Raw genomic sequence first — 19445 nt, 5'->3', positions numbered from 1 at the left:
GCGTCTCTACTAACTACTATCTATTGACAAAAACTCCATGAATATAACAATCATTGGTTGTGGTTATGTAGGTTTTAGGGTTGCTCAATATTGGCAGCAAGAACGTGATTTTATCATCACTGCGACCACAACCACTCCTGAACGAATTGCAGAGCTAGAAACTATCGCCCAACGAGCTATAGTACTACAGGGCAATGACTTTGAAAAGCTAAAATCAGTTATAAAAAATCAAGATGTTGTACTTTTGAGTGTTGGGGCAAAAGGGCCTAATACTTATGAAGAAAGCTACTTACAAACTGCTCGTAATTTAGTTCCAGTTTTAAAACAAACTCCTAGTGTTCAACAACTAATATATACCAGTAGTTGTTCTGTATACGGTGAACAAAATGGTGCATTAGTAGATGAAGAAACACAAGTTGCACCAAAAACTCCTGGTAGTGAAATCCTCTATGCTACTGAGCAAGAATTACTTTCAGGATCTAGTGATCATCTCCGTATATGTATTTTACGTCTTGGAGGAATCTATGGTCCTGGTCGAGAACTAGTGAAAATATACAGCCGAATTGCTGGTACAACTCGTCCTGGTAATGGTGAAGAACCAGCAAATTGGATTCATGTTGATGATATTGTTGCTGCTATAGAGTTTGCCCGTCGTCATCGTTTGCAAGGGATTTACAATCTAGTTGATAATGAAGATATGACAACAAGAGAAGTATCTGATCGTGTATGTGAAATACACAATCTGCCCAAAGTTATTTGGGATTCTTCCTTAAGTAGCAAGCGTCCATATAATGCCAAGATATCAAATCAAAAAATAAAAGAAGCAGGATACAAATTCATTCATCCCCAAATGATTTTTAGCTGATAATCTCAGAAATCCTATCTCATGATTACTCAAAATAAAACAGCATCTTCCACCCAGTTTTACACTTGGCAAAAGTACCGTTGTGCTTACGTAGTTCATCAACCAATCAATACCACACCTACTGGTATACCCCTGCTATTAATTCATCCCATTGGTGTAGGTTTATCGCGGCAATTTTGGCAACGCTTTTGTGATGAATGGCATCAACAACACCAAAACTTAATTTATAACCCTGATTTACTCGGTTGTGGTGAAAGTGATCAGCCCCATATTGCTTATACCCCCAGTGATTGGGCAGAACAATTACAATACTTTTTAAAAACAGTTGTACAAAAACCTGTAATTGTGATAGTACAGGGTGCTTTATTTGCAGTTGCCATTGAATTAGTCAAAAAAGAACCAAATTTAGTCGCAGGGTTAGTATTAGCATCTCCTCCAGCTTGGCCTTTGCTCACAAAAGAATTACCAAAATGGCAACCAAAATTAATTTGGAATCTGTTAGATTCGCCTTTAGGTAATATTTTTTATCGCTACGCCCGCAGAGAAAAATTTTTACGTGATTTTTCAACTAAACAACTTTTTGATGCCAAAGAAGATGTTGATTCAGAATGGTTGAATACTTTGCGTGCAGGCGCACAGAATACTACTAGTCGCTATGCTGTTTTTTCATTTTTAGCTGGGTTCTGGTTACAAGATTATAGTCGTGCGATCGCTACTATTCATAAACCCACATTAGTAGTTTTGGGTGAACATATATCGAGTATTGCCAAAGAAGGTAAAAAACTCGAAGCAGATGCATGGTTATCTGATTATCTTGCAGCTTTACCTCAAGGTCGTGGGATAAAAATTCCTGGTCGCAATGTTTTACCATACGAATCTACGGCTGAATTTGTGAAAGCAATATCACCGTTTATAAATGAATTTTATTGAGACTACAACACTATTAAAACAGCTCGAAGCTAAAGAATCAGAGACTATTTATAAACTCTACTTAAGTAAATCTTAAGTAGAGGGAGGCAAAAAGCGGTGAGTAATTTTATTTTTACTTTATAAATAACCTCTTAGAAGCTTAACTGAAATTTAAATTTAACGAAACAAGAGTTAGTAGTTAATAGTTAGTAGTATTTGTTTTTTGTTGGTTGTTTGGAACCAACAATCAACAACTAACAATCAACAACTAACTGTTATGCAAATTGACTTTCATCATGGTGTCACCTACGTAGTCGCACGACTAGCCGGATTTGAACATAAAGCTGCTAGTATCATTGCATATTGCGCTCAATACGTAGATGATGCCACAAATGCAGGGCTCATCCGCTTTGATAACGGTGCGCTGTTTAGCCGCATCAGTTCCGCCCACAAAATGCTTGATTACCGAAACTTTCAAGAACTGGCAAATCATCGCGTTTGGATTCCCTTTCATTTTCTACCCGGAAATGGTGGCAAAAAACTAGGAGAATATCTGACGAGTAGCTTTATTGACAAGCTTATATGTCGTCCTAACAGCTACGTAGCCCAGGATATGGTGAATGAATGCATTCGTCGCCGTGATAATACTTATGCACTGCATCGGTTTGGGATTACTATGCATGTATATGTAGATACATGGGCACACCAGGGATTTGCTGGTGTAAATCATCGAGTTAATGAAGCTAAAAAGTTGGTTGATGAATACGGCAATCCTGATCGTAGTCTGATGGATCGTCTCAAAAATTACTTTGTCAGTGAAGCTTTACCTTTAGGACATGGGGCAGTTCTCAGTCACCCAGACAAACCCTACTTACGCTGGGGTTACACCAACGGACGGGGTGAGAAAATCACTAGAGATAATCCGAAAGATTTTCTGGAGGCATCTGAGTGTATGTGTCAAGCTATGCAGCGATATATATTAGGCAATCCAGATGCAGATGTACCAGGATTACCCAAATCTGACCGAGATACAATAGCTTTCATGCTCCAAAATATTACTGATAAAAAAGGTAGTATCAGACACCAAAAATGGTTACAAGCGATCGCCGAAGGTAAATTTAGTTTTGGCAAAGAATATGTTACTTATATTCCTAAAGGCAAAAACTCTTGGAAACACCTAGCTCTTGGCACAGAAGAATATATAGACCGAGATAACGAAATTTTTTCCTACCACTCCACCTTTTTAGCTAGCGATTGGAAACTATTTCACGATGCCTTAAAGACACATCATTTTTATATTATTCACGAGTTATTACCTAAGTACGATATCTGTGTTGCGTAACACTAATAAATTCTTTGTGTCTTCGTGCCTTGGTGTTCAAAAACTATTCTTTTTCACCACAAAGACACCAAGACACCAAGAAAAATTCATTTCAAGACTGACATGCTAACAGGAGTATCCAAATTATTATTATTGGCTAACAAAAGATTAGTAGCATTCACAACAACTTGTGCAGCTGCTGTGAAAAAGGAGCGTTCAATATTCAAGGGAGTATCGCTAGCTTGGTGGTAATGAGGAGTACGGAGATTAGCTGTATCTGTTACTAGTACAGCACCTACCCCTTGCAACCAGAAGGGAGCATGATCGCTACGTAGGGTATCTGGCATAAGCAAGCCTTTGAGAGGAACTGGCAATGTAAATATAGGTGGTAGATTTTTGCTCACCTTTGTTAGGGAAGAACGCGCGATCAAATGTGAGTTTTCAAAAGCCTTCAGCAGTGATAAATGTTCTGTATCACCTACTACTGCGAGAAAATCTCCTTTGTCGCTGGGTGGAGTTATTGGTAAATTGGCAGGATATTGCTGGCAACCAGCAGTGTAGCAAGCGTAACCAACCATATCCATAATGATTGCAGCGTGTAAGTTTTGTAAGTTTGCTACTTTGGCTGTAAAAGCTTGACTCCCTAGTAATCCTGCTTCTTCTTTATCAAAAAATGCTAGTTGTAATGTCCGGGGTGTGGGACGAGAACCCAGTAACCGAGCAATTTCCAAAGTTATAGCAATACCGCTAGCATTGTCATCAGCGCCAGGAGAGATAGCAACGGTGTCGTAATGTGCGCCTACTAAAATTGCTCCTGCTGTTTTATCAGTTCCTTGGCGTTCGGCAAAGATGTTAACACCTTCGGAGAAGATTTGCAGTTGGGGTTTCCAGCCAAATTTTTTCAGTTGGGAAATTATATAAGTGCGAGTACGCGATCGCTCTATATTGGTGTAGCGTTTAAAATTCAAGTTTTGAATGTGAGCAAATAGCTTTTGTCCTGACACTTTGAGGGGAGAAGACACAAAGACAACTGGATGCGGGGACGCTTTAAGCTTTTCAGTAACTTGCTTGGCTGGATCTGAATTTTCTGCGTTCACAGTTTCTATCACAGCTGGTTGTTGGTGCTGTTGCCATAACCCACTACTACCTATCGTCGCAAATGCTACCACTACTGCCAGCAGCAACCAAATCCATTTTTTCATCCTTCAACCTTAAATTTGACCGATGATTCCTCAATGGTACAAGCCCCCAGATTTATCTATGGAATTAATTCAAAATCCGTCTTGAAAAGCTTTGAAGTTCCCTCCGTGTCTACAAACTTTTCGCAAAATCCAAAATCCAAAATTGTTTGACTTTTCCAAAAAAAAGCTTGACAATTTCCAATGTATTGGGCATAATTAAAAAGTTGCAAATCAAGGGACTGTAGTTCAATTGGTTAGAGCACCGCCCTGTCACGGCGGAAGTTGCGGGTTCGAGCCCCGTCAGTCCCGTTAAAGCAAGATGCTAGCCACAAAACAGGACTTGAATATATTTATAGAATATTCTAGCTACAATTAGCCTAACAAAAGCACCAGGCGACTTCTAGTCGCGGCTACACACAAAACCTACCTACGTGGGTTTTATTTAAATCATTGGTTTTGGGTTAGTCCGCCTCGGCAGACGCATGTTTGTCTAGCCGTAGACGCGCAGTGACTCCTTTATGCCTGGAAAAGACCACTGCACTAGCTCCTCTGCCCTCTGCCTGCTGGAATAACCTACAATGATCATGCTTTGCCATAATCAATAATTAGCGAATTTGCTGTGACTGTTAAAGTACGTATTGCCCCCAGCCCAACTGGAAATTTACATATTGGTACAGCGAGAACAGCTGTATTTAACTGGTTGTTTGCCCGTCACCACGACGGAAAATTTATATTGCGGGTTGAAGACACAGATCAAGAGCGATCGCGTCCCGAATATACAGAAAATATTCTCCAGGGTCTGCGCTGGCTCGGATTAAACTGGGATGAAGGGCCTTTCTTCCAAACCCAACGTCTAGAGATTTATAAACAAGCGGTACAAAGTCTCTTAGATCAAGGACTAGCCTATCGCTGCTACACCACTGCTGAGGAACTAGAAGCACTACGAGAAGCCCAAAAAGCCAGAGGTGAGGCTCCTCGTTATGACAATCGTCATCGAAATTTGACACCAGAACAAGAAGCTGCATATAAAGCCGAAGGGCGTAGCTTTGTAATTCGTTTCAAAATTGATGATGACCGAGAAATTGTTTGGAATGACTTGGTAAGAGACAAAATGGTGTGGCGGGGTAATGATTTGGGTGGTGATATGGTCATTGCTCGCGCCGCAGCCGATGGTATTGGTCAGCCTTTGTATAACTTTGCTGTGGTGGTTGATGACATAGATATGCAAATTACACATGTCATTAGGGGAGAAGACCACATCGCCAACACTGCCAAGCAAATTCTACTTTATGAAGCCTTTGGCGCCAAAGTACCAGAGTTTGCCCATACACCCTTAATCTTAAATCAGGAAGGGCGTAAGCTTTCTAAACGAGATGGCGTTACCTCTATTTCTGACTTTAAACAAATGGGCTTCACTGCTGAAGCTTTGGTCAACTACATGACATTGTTGGGTTGGTCGCCTCCTGACTCGACCAAAGAAATTTTTACTTTGTCAGAAGCAGCCCAACAGTTTAGCTTTGAACGTGTGAATAAAGCAGGTGCAAAGTTTGATTGGGCAAAGTTAGATTGGATCAACAGTCAGTATATCCACGTAATGCCTGTAGACAAACTGACCGATTTATTGATTCCTTATTGGGAAGAAGCTGGGTATAAACTGACTAGAGGACGGGAAGAACGTTCTTGGTTAGAAAAACTAGTAGTTTTAATTCAGCCCAGTTTGACTCGGCTTGTGGATGCTGTAGCTATGAGCAAACTGTTTTTCACCGATGCAGTGGAATATAGTGAGGAAGCTACTGTGCAACTCAAACAAGAAGGTGTTGCTAGTGCGATTGAGGCGGTGATTGCTGCGCTACAGAACCAACAGGAATTTAACGAAGCCAGCGCCCAAGACATTATCAAGCAAGTAGTCAAACAGCAGAACGTCAAGAAAGGCTTGATCATGCGTAGTTTGCGAGCAGCTTTAACTGGAGACATGCATGGTCCTGATTTGATTCAATCGTGGTTGCTACTGCATGAGATTGGGTTAGATCAGCCGCGCTTGGTTCAAGCAACAGCAAAATAAAAAATTATGAATTCCAAACTCGGAATTTCTCAGCACAAATGCTGAACAGATTGATTCTTGAGTACATAATAAAGGCCTAAAGGGGGTGAATAATATTTCCTGATTAGGGAACATATATAGTAGGGGCGCACAGCCGTGCGCCCTTACCATTATTTAGTAAAAAAAACTTTTTATGACAAAACAGAACATAAAGATGCTATCTGTCGTCTATATTTTTGGTGTCTGGGCAATTTCCCTTAATTTAGGAACTTGGTATGTAAAATAAGTGTCACTAATAACACTGAGAAAATTTTAGACAATCATCTAAATTAAAATGCCAAGAAAATTAATAAATCTGGGAATAAAATTGTCAGTGACGATCACAATGCTGGCGATCGCATCAATAATTAAGACGGTAGCAGTTGCAGACGAAACACCAACACCACCACCCATCTTTGGCGATGTCAGCATCAATCCCAAGTTTCTTCCAGATCCTTTTGAGGTTCGTGGGATGAGTGGGGGTTCATTACCAGGAAATCAAGTTGTTGGTAAAAGCGAAACTTCCACAGGCGCATGTACAGGATTTGTTGATCAAAAACCAGACCATCATCTGGAGTTAGGAAAGAAATTTGACTACCTAAAACTGCAAGTAGACAGCCCTGAGGACACAACCTTGATAATCACTGGCCCTGGTGGCACTTGGTGCAATGACGATTTTGATGGTAAAAATCCTGGTATTGTTGGCGAGTGGCTACCCGGAACTTATCAAATTTGGGTAGGCTCCTACAATAAAGAAGAGTATTTTCCTTATACTCTCAAAGTTACGGAAGCAAAATGAAAATTGTTTGTGGTTAGTGGGTACAGACGCGATGTTCCTCGTGTCTGTACATTAGTAGTTAGTAGTTAATTGATCATTGACTCCCCATTGCCCCTAATCCCCACTCCCCCCATCTCCCACTCTCACTTTCTTTTTTAGTCCTTTGTATTAGAATTAAGTTAAATTTAATTAAGATTCATTTTGGCGACATGGCTATGCCATGTAGATCAGTTAGCTACATGGCAAACTGCGTCAAAATATCAGATAAAACAAAATGGATTTATAAATATCCGTTTTCCAGCGATATCGTGATCGAATGACATCGCTGATTAGTTGTATATCGGCATCTAGAGGCAAAACAAAATGAAATTCTCCTGGAGAGTCCTAGTTCTCTGGACATTGCCAGCTCTGGTAATTGGCTTTTTCTTCTGGCAGGGTGCATTTGCTGGTGCTCCTGCGGATGTGGGTAGAAATACAGCCAGTACACGTATGACCTATGGTCGCTTTCTGGAATATTTAGATGCTAATCGCGTCACAAATGTAGATTTCTATGAAGGCGGCAGAACAGCAATTGTGGAAGCTGTAGATCCGGAACTCGAGAATCGTGTCCAGCGAGTGCGGGTAGATCTGCCAATCAATGCTCCTGAGCTAATTACCAAGCTCAAAGACAAGGGAGTGAGTTTTGATGCCCACCCGATGCGAAATGACGGTGCTATCTGGGGACTTATAGGAAATCTAATTTTTCCAATCTTGTTGATTACTGGATTGTTCTTTTTGTTCCGTCGCTCCAGCAACTTACCTGGTGGCCCCGGTCAAGCTATGAGCTTTGGTAAATCTAGAGCTCGTTTTCAAATGGAGGCCAAGACAGGAGTTAAATTTGACGATGTTGCTGGTATTGAAGAAGCCAAAGAAGAACTCCAAGAAGTTGTTACCTTCCTCAAACAGCCAGAAAAGTTTACTGCTGTTGGCGCACGTATTCCTAAGGGAGTGCTATTAGTAGGGCCTCCAGGTACTGGTAAGACTTTATTGGCAAAAGCTATTGCCGGAGAAGCGGGGGTTCCCTTCTTCAGTATCTCTGGTTCAGAATTTGTAGAAATGTTCGTAGGTGTGGGTGCATCCCGTGTCCGTGACTTGTTCAAAAAAGCCAAAGACAATGCTCCCTGTATCATCTTTATCGATGAAATTGATGCCGTTGGTAGACAACGCGGTGCTGGTATTGGTGGTGGTAACGATGAACGGGAGCAAACCCTCAACCAACTACTGACAGAGATGGATGGTTTTGAAGGTAACACTGGCATCATTATTATTGCTGCCACCAACCGTCCCGACGTATTAGACGCAGCATTGTTGCGTCCTGGACGTTTTGACAGACAAGTAACCGTCGATGCACCAGATATTAAAGGGCGTTTGGAGATTTTAAAAGTTCACGCTCGCAATAAGAAATTAGACCCGAGTGTGTCGTTAGATGCGATCGCTCGTCGTACTCCTGGGTTCACCGGAGCCGATTTAGCCAATTTACTCAACGAAGCTGCCATTCTCACCGCTAGACGCCGTAAAGAAGGCATCACCCTGACAGAAATTGATGATGCTGTAGATCGGGTAGTTGCAGGTATGGAAGGTACACCCCTGGTAGATAGCAAGAGCAAGCGTTTAATTGCCTACCATGAAATTGGCCATGCTTTGGTGGGAACTGTTCTCAAAGACCATGACCCAGTCCAAAAAGTTACTTTGGTTCCACGGGGACAAGCACAAGGTTTGACTTGGTTTACTCCCTCTGAAGAGATGGGTTTAATTACTCGTTCTCAAATCAAAGCTAGAATTACAGGTGCTTTAGGTGGTCGTGCTGCCGAAGACGTGATTTTTGGTCGAGATGAAATTACTACTGGTGCTGGTAACGACCTGCAACAGGTAAGCAACATGGCCCGACAAATGGTAACTCGCTTTGGCATGTCTGACTTAGGCCCTCTTTCCTTAGAAAGCCAGACAGGTGAAGTGTTCTTGGGTCGGGACTGGATGACTCGTTCTGAATACTCAGAAGCGATCGCAGGCCGGATTGATGCACAAGTCCGCACGATTGTGGAAGAGTGTTATGAGAATGCCAAGCGGATTATGCGTGAAAATCGTACTCTCATGGATCGTTTGGTAGACTTGTTGATTGAGAAGGAAACTATCGACGGCGAAGAGTTCCGTCAAATTGTGGCTGAGTATACTGTTGTGCCTGAGAAGCCCCAGTTTACACCGATTCTTTAGGTTGGTTGGGTTTGTAACTTAATAATTTTTAGTTTCCCCACGTCTGTATTTATGGACGTGGGGATATTTATTTGAAAATTGCTGTCAGCAGCGACAGGAATTATGTTTTTTAGGTATCGAACACAGATGTAGACGCGTTCATAGGCTTAAGGCAGGGTACACAGATGCACACAGATGGACACTGATAGATTATTCGTGTGTATTTACGGTGGCTGTGGGTGTTTGCTAGTGGTATAAGCATCAGATTGGGTATTTGTCAACCAACAAAGAATTTGTCCCAGGGAATGTCTACAGGGGCATCATGGTAGACAATATCAATCATCGTCAGCAGTAAAGGCAGGGCTTTAGCGTCTAAACTGCCTTGCTGTATCATATTTTCTACTGTTGGGGCGATCACTAAAGCTAAGGAAGCACCTTCTATAGTATCGTTGGGCATATACTGGGCTTTCGCTTGACTGTAGGGCATACCTAAACCTAAAAGGCGACCCATGCGGCTATTGCGTCCACCCTGACAGGTAACGTACAAATCACCAGCACCAGGAAGGGTATAGATGTTGTGGAGTTTTCCTCCCATCTTTTCTACTAAATAAGCTGTTTCTAACATGCCTTGGGCAAAGATAGCCGCAGCGAGGTTGTGCATTTCGGCGCTGTTCTCTGCTTTGCCTGCTTTTTCGAGGAGTCCAATCACCAATCCGACTGCGAGAGCATAGACATTTTTCATGGCGACACACACTTCTGTGCCAATTATGTCGGTATTTGTCCAAACATGATAGTAAGGTGTACGTGCTAACCCAACCAGCCAGTCTAGTAAGGCTTGATTCTGATTTGTAAATACTACACAAGTATGACGACGAGCAGCTAATTCTTGAGCAATGGAAGGGCCGCCAATAGCAGCAATTTGTACTTGATCCCGATACTCAACAGGCAACCCAACCCGAAGAACATCAGGTAATATAGATAACTTCTTACCATCACCTGCTAATCCTTTTGTTACCATTAAAATAGGGATTTCTGGTGACAAAACATTGCTAAGAACTTCGGCTGCCCATTTGATACCGTGGGAGTTAACGCCAATGATCACTAAATCCGCACCTGTTATTACTTCACCCAATTGCTTATAGGTATAAGCTTTAACGCTTTCAGCAACACGGATGCCCAAGCGCGGATGGGGATAACCAGCCTGAAGCTTAGTAATAATGTCATTATCTAAATGTGTACCTACCAGATGCACGATATGTCCGTTATCTATCAAGGGGACACTGACAGCAGTTCCCATGACCCCAGCACCCAAAATTACTATTTTCGCCATCTTGTTCTATTACTCCACAGTTGCGATTCACAAATGCAACAGCCAGACTAATGTCAGAATACCATCTGATAAATTACTCAATATACAGCTAGTTTGGACATCTTGCCTGCCCTATTCTACGTAAGCTGAGATCAGGGTCAGGTATCGGTTTTATCGATTCAACCAGCTTGAAAGTCTGCCATAATCGTCGTATTTCACGTCATCGGGTATTTAAAGGTTTAGCCAATCGTGGCAAGACTTCTGTGGATTGGTTTTTGGGATTTAAGCTGCATCTTGTTGCCAATGTGCAAAATAATTTAAAGTTTTGATTGTTTGTGTTTAGGATGAATTATGATGTCTTCGACTGCTGTACTACCTCCGTTTATCCTGCTAGATCAACTGCTGCAAAGCTGGTTATTAGAAGATATCGGTAGGGGCGATCGCACAACTCAATCTCTATTAACTCAAGGTAAAATTCAAGGGCAGGCTGAGTGGATAGCTAAAACACCTGGGGTGATAGCTGGTTTGCCAATAGCAGCGAGGGTATTCCAGCTTTTGGATGAAAAAATTAGTTTTCAGATACATACAAATGAAGGTGAATATTGTCAGCAAGGACAAGTAGTAGCGCATATGCATGGGTCTTTAGATGCATTGTTGATCGGAGAAAGAGTAGCGCTAAATTTAGCGATGCACTTGAGTGGAATTGCGACACTGACTCGTCAATATGCAGAAAAAATTGCAGATTTACCTACTAAATTTGTAGATACACGCAAAACGACACCAGGTTTAAGAATTTTAGAAAAATACGCAACTCAAGTAGGAGGAGCAATTAATCACCGCATGGGACTGGATGATGCGGTCATGATCAAAGATAATCATATTGCAGCAGCCGGAGGAATTACAGAAGCGATTTCTCGTATTCGGGAACGGATACCTTATCCATTGACAATTGAGGTAGAGACAGAAAATTTGGAACAGGTGCAAGCAGCTATTGATCATAAAGCTGACGTTATCATGTTGGACAATATGCCTCTAGATATGATGCAAAAAGCGGTGCAAATGATTCGTTCGGTTGATATGAAAGTCAAAATAGAGGCTTCTGGCAATATTACCTTAGAAACTATTCGTGCTGTAGCCCAAACAGGTGTGGACTATATTTCTAGTAGTGCGCCAGTTACACAATCGAAGTGGTTAGATTTGAGTATGAATATTCAATGATGTAACTAGAATATAAGTCTAATTATTTATAGTTATCATCACAGACTAGTTTACTTAGCTAGATATAAAGACGCATATAAAATATATTTCCAAGTAACTATAACTATTGATGAATTTGAAATCTATCCCTAGAGGATTTGATGTCAAAGCGATCGCAAGTAAGCTTGCAAAGCGATGTATTATTTTACTTGCTAGCTTTTATGATAGATATTTATATCAGCGCTTTATTGATTATTGGTCTACTGTTGTTGTTTGTAACTCTAGGTTCAGGTTGGATTGTACGTTTACCTCTTTCTTTTGCCCTCATCTATTTAGTGGTTGGTATTCTGCTGGGTCCTTACGGAATTGGACTGATTCAATTACGTCGTGAGGGAATATTTAATGCTGAAGTACTCGAACGTATAACTGAATTTGTAGTAATTATTTCTGTTTTTAGTTGTGGTTTAAAAATTGTTCGTCCAATAGGTTGGAAAACTTGGAATCTTACGATACGCTTAATTGCATTTTTAATGCCAATTTCCATTTTTGGGTTAGCTGTTGTAGGTAAGTTGTTTTTAGGCATGAATTGGGGAGAAGCAATTTTATTAGGAGCAATTCTTGCGCCCACTGACCCAGTTTTAGCTTCAGAAGTTCAGCTAAATGATACACATGATCAAGATGAATTACGTTTTGGCTTAACTTCCGAAGGTGGCTTAAATGATGCTTTAGCCTTTCCCTTTGTTTACTTCGGATTATATGCTTTAAAAGATAGTAATTGGAATAATTGGTTGAAATCTTGGGTCAGTATTGATTTAATTTGGGCTATTGCAGCTGGCATTATTATGGGATTTGTTGTTGCTAAAGCAGTAGTCTGGATTGATAAAAAAGTCCAAAAGCATCGTCGTCCTGATGAATTAATGGAAGATTTTATTGCTATTAGTACTATTTTAATAACTTATTCATTAACAGAAATAGTTAATGGTTATGGTTTTCTCGCTGTATTTGTAGCTGGACTGGTTGTACAAAGGAGTTACAATAATTCCGAAAAAACTTTAGCAAAATTAGAATTCATAGAAAGGCTAGAAAAGCTGCTAGAAGTAGGAACAATCTTATTACTAGGTTCAATATTATTATTCCGGCCGATACTCAATTACGCTACTCAATCTCTGTTAGTAATAGTACTACTATTCTTGATCATCCGACCTTTGGGGGTCTGGCTCAGTACGACTGGTCAAAGTTCACCTTCTAGACGCCGCTTTCTACATCCAGGAAGTCGCTGGCTAATTGGTTGGTTTGGGATTCGTGGTGTTGGTTCTTTGTATTATCTTGCTTACGCTTTTGGTAAGGGTTTAGAAGGCGAAGTTGGCGAGAAGATTTCCTGGATTACCTACACTACTATTGTGGTTTCTGTGATAGTTCATGGCGTTAGTGCTACTCCGTTAATGAATATATATGAACGTCGGATCGCAAGACATCAAGAAGTTCATGAATCCTCAACAATTGATAAATTTGAGTAATATAAAACACAACCAAATTTCGCATCTTCAATCGCTTCTGTTTGTGTCCTGATCGCATTGGCAAGATAAACGATCCCAGGTACAAATAAAGCAACAAAGACCTGAGCGATCGCAACACGTCTGCACCATACTTAAATTATAAGTTGATCCACACTTTGGATATTACATAGCGATCGCTCGAATCCATACTTCAATTATGCAACTCCGGAAATGGTAATAAGGGTTAGAGGGGTCTGATACTATTGGTGTGTTCCATTCTTTTTTCAAATTGATATAAAATCAGCGCGATCGCTGTTAAATTATTAAAGCTTCTAATTTGCCTATCAACTAACAGCAACCATGCTAACTATTCCCAAGCATTAGTTAACAAATTTGAGGTTTGAAAATTTGAAAATTAGTGTATATCTGACTTCAAGGATGATTTAGATGAGTTAAGAAAACTTCTCTGGCAACGTCTTGAGAAATTAAACACTAATTGTTGCTTCTATTACAGGTGGTTAGAGTTTTATTCTTGATGCTTTATATTGTGCTTTGCTTACCGTAGTGTGCGTGTAATAATCGAGCGGCTCTTTTGTATTCCTCACAAGTTTCTCAAATTATTTCTCTATATATAGGACAAGGATCTTTGAAAAAACTTACCTAGCATCAGTATTAGAGGTTTGTATGTTTAAAAAGATTTTGATTGCATTAGATAGCTCTGAAATGGGTAAACATGTTTTTGAACAAGGCTTTGCTTTGGCAAAGATGACAGGAGCTAGTTTATTGCTACTACACGTTTTATCGAGTGAAGAAGAAGGTAGTCCTTATATACCAGTGTCCACTTTTGATTACTATTCCGGAATGTGGGAGCAAGTCTGTGAGTTTCATCAACAGGAGTGGGACAAGTGGAAACATCAAGGTGTAGAGATGTTACAATCATTCTGCGCTCAAGCAAACACAGCCAATGTGAACGCTGAATTTAGACAAATCTCTGGTACTCCTAGTCGAGTCATTTGTGATTTAGCTGCGAGTTGGGGTGCTGATCTCATTGTCATCGGGCGTCGAGGTCACTCTGGTCTGGCGGAACTCTTCCTCGGTAGCGTCAGTAATTATGTCCTTCACCATGCTCCTTGTTCAGTTCATGTTGTGCAAATTTCCATTGATGATAAAGAAACTGAAGTTGTAAAAGAAGGTGCAAGTGCTTCCACCTCTAGATAATTTTCATAACAATTTTAGTTCTATTGGAAATTAGGCGATCACACTTTGGCGATCGCCTAACTATTCAACTACAAAAACGGGCAATTCAATCTTATCGACCAGAATGGAAGCAAATTTATGAAACATCTCATTATTTTGGATAACGGATCATTCAGCAACACCTAATTTTTTACTTACGTCTCACGCAGACCAAGCTTCCCGGAAGTCAGCGTACAGTGTCAGCCCACCGTCAATAAACAATGTTTGTCCTGTGATGTATGCGGCTTCATCAGATGCTAAAAAAGCTACAGCCGCTGCCATTTCTTCTGAAGTTCCCACACGACCCATAGGTATGTGACTTTCTACAACTGCTTTCTTTTCGGGATCATCTGTCCAAGCTTCATTGATGGGGGTGATAGTTGCTCCCGGCGCGATCGCGTTCACACGGATACCTCGGTTTGCATATTCTAGTGCCAGAGTTTTGGTCATATTTTCCATCCCACCTTTGCTAATGGAGTAGCTGATATACATCGGTCGGGGAATAATTTCGTGAACGCTAGAAACATTTATGATGATTCCGGGACGGTTTTGCGAGAGGAAGTATTTGATAGTTTCACGCGCACATAGATAAGCACCCCGCAAATTTACCCCAATCACTCGGTCAAAGTCTTCGGTCTTCACTTCGTGAGATGGACATTCGGTTTGAATTCCGGCATTGTTGACCAAAATATCAAGGCTACCCAACTTGTCAACTACGTTTTTGACTATTTCCATAATGTCTTCTTCCTTAGAGACATCGCCTTGTACTAGCAGTGACTTCACACCACAATTTTCAATACCTCCACAGGCTTTTTGCATTGCCATTTCTTCGGTATCTTCCGCACCTTCAGGACTTTTGCGGTAATTGATAGCAATATTGCAGCCTTCTTGGGCGAGGCGAATGGCGATCGCTTGTCCAATACCAGAACTTGCACCCGTAATTAAAGCATTTTTACCTTTTAATCCTTTCATTTGACTTGGACTCCTTGCAGAACTTGGTTGACTTGTCCGCATATTTTTCATTTATTGATGGTTTCTGCTGCTTCCGTTTGCCTTCTTGCTTATTGTTATTCGTGGGGAAGAAGTTAGAAAATATTTCTCTGGTTAGAAAGCGATCGCGCCTTTGAGAAGTGACAGTAGATTACACCATCAAACTGCTATTTGTAACTTGCCCAAAAATTGTTGAATTGTCGCGTAAATTCCTAATCTTCTCCAGATAAGTACACAAAGGTTCAATCAAAGTCCCACGGTCATATCTGGATTTTAGGGTGCGTATCCGGAAATCAACCAATTACTCTTGTGGGGTAAGGATAGGACTTTTATCTCAAGGATAAATTCAATTACAAGTAAGCAAGGCAATGTGTGGTGTGAAATAGTCCGTTAGTACTACATGAACATGGTTAATATCGTGGCATCTAGGCATTACACCGAGTTATTAGCGACCCATGAGGAATTACGACAGCATCTTCTGCAAATTGAAGAATTTGCCGCAGTGCAGGAACGCAGACGTATTGCTCGTGAAATACATGATTCTTTAGGTAACGCGCTAACTAGTCTTAACATTCAGCTACAAACTGCTCTCAAGCTTTGGCGTATCGATCCTTCTGAAGCAGAACGGTTTTTAACAGAAGCTCAAAAACTAGGAGCCGTTGCGATTCGTGAAGTTCGTGAATCTGTCTATGCTTTACGTGCAAAAGAAGGTCAACAGCAATCACTAGAAGAACTTATCACTTGTGTTGTTGAAAATTTTCATCAAACCACTGGCATTTTACCTTCTACCAGTATCAGCTTATCTGTTTCGTTACCGAGCAAGGTAGTCACAACTATCTATCGGATTGTGCAAGAATCTTTAACAAATATTTGTAAATATGCACAAGCAACAAATGTACAGATTATAGTGGATACCAATTTAAACAATGTACTGCTTGTTATTAAAGATAATGGTAAAGGTTTTAGCCTATCGCAAAGCAAATCAGGCTTTGGTATCCAAGGCATAAAAGAAAGGGTGACAGCCTTACAAGGAAATTTCAATATTGAAACTGAACCAGGAATTGGTTGCAAAATAACTGTTGAAATCCCCTTAGAAGAACTTCCTCTTTTGGAGACAAAAACACGAAAAACTTTTCAAGAATCTACCATAATACAGGAGAACCAACAAGTTAATTCACCTCAAAAAGAGATATTTATACGCCAATGCGAGCGAAAATTAGCTGAATTAATTGGTCCGATAGCATCATTTCTCGTCCAAAAAGCTATCAAAAATAACCCTCATGTATCCTGTACAGAACTTGTAAAAATCTTGGCAGCAGAAATTCCCAATTTACAAAAATCTCAGAACTTTCAGCAATATTTATTTTCTGATTTAAATCAAGTAGCTTTTGCTGAACTTGGTGATGGGTAATAGGTAATTTGAAGTTGGAATTGAAATAATACTTTATAGATTTTCCTTCTATCTCATAACTAAATTCTACTTAATTATCCTCTTTATGAAGCAGATTGAGAGCTATCTCTAAACTAGATTTCATTCGATTAAAAGCTACTGCCAATCCACCAATTTCATCATTAGATTTTTCCTCAAAATCAGCACTCATATCACCAATGCTGACTTTTTGAGCTAGTTTTTCCATTTTTCTAATTCGCTGAATAATAATTTTTTTGATTAAAAAATTCAGTAAGAAGATTACAGTAGCAAAGATCATAATTAAAAGTCCCATTATTAAAGACCAACTATGAGCAGCATCTTCTAATACATCTTGGGAGGGAACGGAAATGATTTGAGCAGCAACAATTTCATTGAGTTGCCAACCAAAACCATGTTCTGTACCATAACTGGCTAACAAACTCTTAGGAGCATTTTCTATTGTTGAATGACACTTAAGACAACTCTGTTGTTTAATAGCTAATGGTCGTGCTATGTAAAAGACTTCTCCTTGAGGAAGGCTACGAAAACCAGTAATTTCTTTAAGCGTTTGATTGTTACGAAAACTTTCTACGATTTTAGTTTCAAAACGGTCAGCTTTATCTCTTAAATTAGTAGGATTCAGTGTTGCTTCTCTATATATAAAATTTTTATATTCTTCGTCATTGCGAAATTTTTCAAAGATTTTGATGGCAGAGAAAGCAGGAACTGTTTCTGGAATGAATTGTGCTTCGGTTTCCAATCTAGATTCAAGCAGAGGATTTATGCGGTCTTGTGTATATTGTCTAACTGAATTCATTGTACGCATAAGAATGAGAGCTTTAGAGGTCACTTCTTTTTGCGCTCTCTGTTGTAGTAAATGCGACAGTGCAGTACTCGTCATGAAGATACTAATTATAAAAACTAGTATCAAAAGTAAATTTACTTTAGCACCAATTTTTAAGTTTTTTAACATTATTTTTTCTTGTTAAATTGACACATTATTTTAAGATATGGTGATGATTTGATTCATGAGCTTACTTGTGTATACAGGCAATTAGTAATTAGTAAGAAAAGTATTCGAGGTATATCTAGGTTCACAAAAATCAAATAAATACAAATTATATTTTAACTGCTGATTATTTGTGTTTTAAAAATACTTCATACTATTTATTAAATAACATATTGTTTTTGACAAAAATAATTATATCTACTGAATTAAATAACATGAATTCTGATTGGATATAAATCTTGAAATTCATGCAATGAATCTATTAAGCATGTTTTAATCATGAACCTCTATTATTTATTTAATCGTAATTAATAATGTTTAAACTATTTTATCGTCGGAATTTTATCTTATTTCTAGTATCTTTAATAGTGAGTGCTTGTAAAACAAAATCGACACTTGGTGGTGAATTAACTGTTGGTGTCATCAACTATAGCGGTGGAGAAGAGATTATTAGCCAATACGCTAAATTTAATAGCTACTTGGGTGAAAAAATGAAAGCGTACATTCAACTAGAACCTGTTTTCAATGAGAATCAAGCGATCGCACGTTTAAAAGAAGGTGCTTGGTCAATAGCATTTACCCCACCAGGTTTGACCGCTCTTGCAATCTCTCGCTATCAATACACCCCACTTTTTCCTTTAGTTGGTGAAACTAATTTGCGCTCAATTATTGTTATAAGCCAAGATAGCCCACTCAGCGATTTAAAAATGCTAGAAGGTCAAACTCTTGTATTAGGTCAACCAGGTTCAGCAACAGGATATTATTTACCCCTTTACAACCTTTATGGTCTGACATTAGCTGAGATATTATTTGCACCTACACCCAAAACAGTTTTAGAATGGGTAGCCCAAGGAAAAGCTAATGCCGGTGCGATTTCAGTTGCAGAGTTGGAGATTTACGCCTCTGGGTTCAATTCTAGCCAGTTTCGCATCCTCTTCAAAGATCCTCATTCAATACCACCTGGTGTAGTTTTGGTAGGGCCGAATGTAGAACGCAAAAATCAAGAATATATTCGGCGAGTCTTAAATGAATTTCCTGCAAGTTTGGCTCAAGATGTAGGGTATGTACCTAATGGAAAAGTCCCAGATTACGGATATATGATTGAGGTGGTAGAACGGGTAAAGGCGATCGCTTCTCAATTACAAAAAAAACCTGTTCGTTTATTTTGAGTCTAGTTGCAACTTTCGTTGAATAGTTAAGTAAATGTCTCTACTACTTTCGTTGAGTAGAAACTACATACTCTAACAAAAGTCTTGAATTTGTTCTCTGTTGCTGCAATTAGATGAAAAAGATTCAAAATAGGTAGGTAACGAGGTCAGTGTTGGCAGCAGTTGCCATTTCCTATGAGTCTTTCATTTCCTATCCGCTCAAATCCATTTCGCTTTCTACTTTATATTGAATGGGGGTTAGTGGCAACCTGCGCTGTAGCTGACT

Annotated in this window: 15 protein-coding genes, 1 tRNA gene and 1 pseudogene; 13 read left to right on the top strand and 4 right to left on the bottom strand. The window is 39.8% G+C overall.

The window, feature by feature from the left end:
- The first annotated feature begins 37 nt into the window (after positions 1–37).
- From RS893_RS03110 to RS893_RS03100, 3 genes are all read left to right on the top strand, one after another.
- The gene (locus RS893_RS03110; RefSeq protein WP_315789808.1) at positions 38–865 is read left to right on the top strand and encodes an SDR family oxidoreductase; all 828 of its coding nucleotides are present in this window, start codon (positions 38–40) and stop codon (positions 863–865) included.
- A gap of 21 nt (positions 866–886) precedes the next feature.
- Positions 887–1795 (top strand): alpha/beta fold hydrolase, encoded by a 909-nt coding sequence (locus tag RS893_RS03105; protein ID WP_315789806.1) that lies wholly within the window; start codon positions 887–889, stop codon positions 1793–1795.
- Between the two features lie 256 nt (positions 1796–2051).
- Entirely contained in the window at positions 2052–3116 is a 1065-nt protein-coding gene (locus RS893_RS03100; protein ID WP_315789804.1) for a DUF6765 family protein, read from the top strand.
- 86 nt (positions 3117–3202) lie between these two features.
- Here the strand turns inward: RS893_RS03100 and RS893_RS03095 are convergent, their stop codons facing one another.
- Positions 3203–4297, bottom strand: coding sequence for a M28 family peptidase (locus RS893_RS03095; protein ID WP_315789803.1), 1095 nt, complete (start codon positions 4295–4297; stop codon positions 3203–3205).
- Between the two features lie 214 nt (positions 4298–4511).
- Between RS893_RS03095 and RS893_RS03090 the strand changes: the two genes are divergently transcribed.
- The 4 genes from RS893_RS03090 to ftsH2 all read left to right on the top strand — a co-directional run bounded on the left by RS893_RS03090 (position 4512) and on the right by ftsH2 (position 9384).
- Positions 4512–4585: transfer RNA gene (locus tag RS893_RS03090), tRNA-Asp, on the top strand.
- A gap of 310 nt (positions 4586–4895) precedes the next feature.
- Positions 4896–6338: a glutamate--tRNA ligase gene (gene gltX / locus RS893_RS03085; protein ID WP_315789801.1), complete on the top strand. Its 1443-nt coding sequence runs from the start codon at positions 4896–4898 to the stop codon at positions 6336–6338.
- 313 nt (positions 6339–6651) lie between these two features.
- Positions 6652–7155, top strand: coding sequence for a hypothetical protein (locus RS893_RS03080; RefSeq protein ID WP_315789799.1), 504 nt, complete (start codon positions 6652–6654; stop codon positions 7153–7155).
- 342 nt (positions 7156–7497) lie between these two features.
- A complete protein-coding gene (gene ftsH2, locus RS893_RS03075; RefSeq protein WP_315789797.1) occupies positions 7498–9384 on the top strand; it encodes an ATP-dependent zinc metalloprotease FtsH2 in 1887 nt (628 codons plus the stop codon).
- A gap of 256 nt (positions 9385–9640) precedes the next feature.
- On the opposite strand, the gene RS893_RS03070 is transcribed toward ftsH2, so the two are convergent.
- Positions 9641–10693, bottom strand: coding sequence for a glycerol-3-phosphate dehydrogenase (locus tag RS893_RS03070; RefSeq protein ID WP_315789796.1), 1053 nt, complete (start codon positions 10691–10693; stop codon positions 9641–9643).
- Between the two features lie 137 nt (positions 10694–10830).
- Between RS893_RS03070 and RS893_RS03065 the strand changes: the two are divergent.
- From RS893_RS03065 to RS893_RS03050, 4 genes and pseudogenes are all read left to right on the top strand, one after another.
- A pseudogene (locus RS893_RS03065) lies at positions 10831–10977 on the top strand (transposase); the annotation flags it as partial.
- Positions 10978–11023: 46 nt separating this feature from the next.
- Positions 11024–11890, top strand: a complete 867-nt coding sequence (nadC, locus tag RS893_RS03060; protein ID WP_315789794.1) for a carboxylating nicotinate-nucleotide diphosphorylase — start codon at positions 11024–11026, stop codon at positions 11888–11890.
- Between the two features lie 200 nt (positions 11891–12090).
- On the top strand, positions 12091–13386 hold the full coding sequence (locus RS893_RS03055) for a sodium:proton antiporter (RefSeq protein WP_315791852.1): 1296 nt from the start codon (positions 12091–12093) through the stop codon (positions 13384–13386).
- Between the two features lie 663 nt (positions 13387–14049).
- Positions 14050–14583 (top strand): universal stress protein, encoded by a 534-nt coding sequence (locus tag RS893_RS03050; protein WP_315789792.1) that lies wholly within the window; start codon positions 14050–14052, stop codon positions 14581–14583.
- Positions 14584–14763: 180 nt separating this feature from the next.
- Here RS893_RS03050 and RS893_RS03045 read toward each other — a convergent pair whose 3' ends face one another.
- A complete protein-coding gene (locus RS893_RS03045) occupies positions 14764–15573 on the bottom strand; it encodes an SDR family oxidoreductase (RefSeq protein ID WP_315789791.1) in 810 nt (269 codons plus the stop codon).
- A gap of 424 nt (positions 15574–15997) precedes the next feature.
- Here RS893_RS03045 and RS893_RS03040 point away from each other — a divergent pair, with 424 nt between their 5' ends.
- On the top strand, positions 15998–17002 hold the full coding sequence (locus tag RS893_RS03040) for a sensor histidine kinase (RefSeq protein ID WP_315789790.1): 1005 nt from the start codon (positions 15998–16000) through the stop codon (positions 17000–17002).
- A 70-nt stretch (positions 17003–17072) separates the two neighbouring features.
- On the opposite strand, the gene RS893_RS03035 is transcribed toward RS893_RS03040, so the two are convergent.
- Positions 17073–17975: a c-type heme family protein gene (locus RS893_RS03035; protein ID WP_315789789.1), complete on the bottom strand. Its 903-nt coding sequence runs from the start codon at positions 17973–17975 to the stop codon at positions 17073–17075.
- Positions 17976–18325: 350 nt separating this feature from the next.
- Here RS893_RS03035 and RS893_RS03030 point away from each other — a divergent pair, with 350 nt between their 5' ends.
- Positions 18326–19180, top strand: a complete 855-nt coding sequence (locus tag RS893_RS03030; RefSeq protein ID WP_315789788.1) for a phosphate/phosphite/phosphonate ABC transporter substrate-binding protein — start codon at positions 18326–18328, stop codon at positions 19178–19180.
- Positions 19181–19445 lie beyond the last annotated feature (265 nt).

The organism is Fischerella sp. JS2 (genome assembly GCF_032393985.1).
In the GTDB taxonomy this organism is placed as follows: Bacteria; Cyanobacteriota; Cyanobacteriia; order Cyanobacteriales; family Nostocaceae; genus Fischerella.
The sequence above is the reverse complement of the archived record's forward strand: the minus strand, read 5'-3'. Positions and strand labels throughout refer to the sequence as shown.

Coding starts and splice junctions, on each gene's coding strand:
- RS893_RS03050 (WP_315789792.1), top strand. CDS start 14,050: ATGTTTAAAAAGATTTTGATTGCATTAGATAGCTCTGAAATGGGTAAA.
- RS893_RS03030 (WP_315789788.1), top strand. CDS start 18,326: ATGTTTAAACTATTTTATCGTCGGAATTTTATCTTATTTCTAGTATCT.
- RS893_RS03055 (WP_315791852.1), top strand. CDS start 12,091: ATGATAGATATTTATATCAGCGCTTTATTGATTATTGGTCTACTGTTG.
- RS893_RS03045 (WP_315789791.1), bottom strand. CDS start 15,573: ATGAAAGGATTAAAAGGTAAAAATGCTTTAATTACGGGTGCAAGTTCT.
- RS893_RS03105 (WP_315789806.1), top strand. CDS start 887: ATGATTACTCAAAATAAAACAGCATCTTCCACCCAGTTTTACACTTGG.
- RS893_RS03100 (WP_315789804.1), top strand. CDS start 2,052: ATGCAAATTGACTTTCATCATGGTGTCACCTACGTAGTCGCACGACTA.
- RS893_RS03110 (WP_315789808.1), top strand. CDS start 38: ATGAATATAACAATCATTGGTTGTGGTTATGTAGGTTTTAGGGTTGCT.
- RS893_RS03040 (WP_315789790.1), top strand. CDS start 15,998: ATGGTTAATATCGTGGCATCTAGGCATTACACCGAGTTATTAGCGACC.
- RS893_RS03095 (WP_315789803.1), bottom strand. CDS start 4,297: ATGAAAAAATGGATTTGGTTGCTGCTGGCAGTAGTGGTAGCATTTGCG.
- RS893_RS03035 (WP_315789789.1), bottom strand. CDS start 17,975: ATGTTAAAAAACTTAAAAATTGGTGCTAAAGTAAATTTACTTTTGATA.
- nadC (WP_315789794.1), top strand. CDS start 11,024: ATGATGTCTTCGACTGCTGTACTACCTCCGTTTATCCTGCTAGATCAA.
- RS893_RS03080 (WP_315789799.1), top strand. CDS start 6,652: ATGCCAAGAAAATTAATAAATCTGGGAATAAAATTGTCAGTGACGATC.
- ftsH2 (WP_315789797.1), top strand. CDS start 7,498: ATGAAATTCTCCTGGAGAGTCCTAGTTCTCTGGACATTGCCAGCTCTG.
- RS893_RS03070 (WP_315789796.1), bottom strand. CDS start 10,693: ATGGCGAAAATAGTAATTTTGGGTGCTGGGGTCATGGGAACTGCTGTC.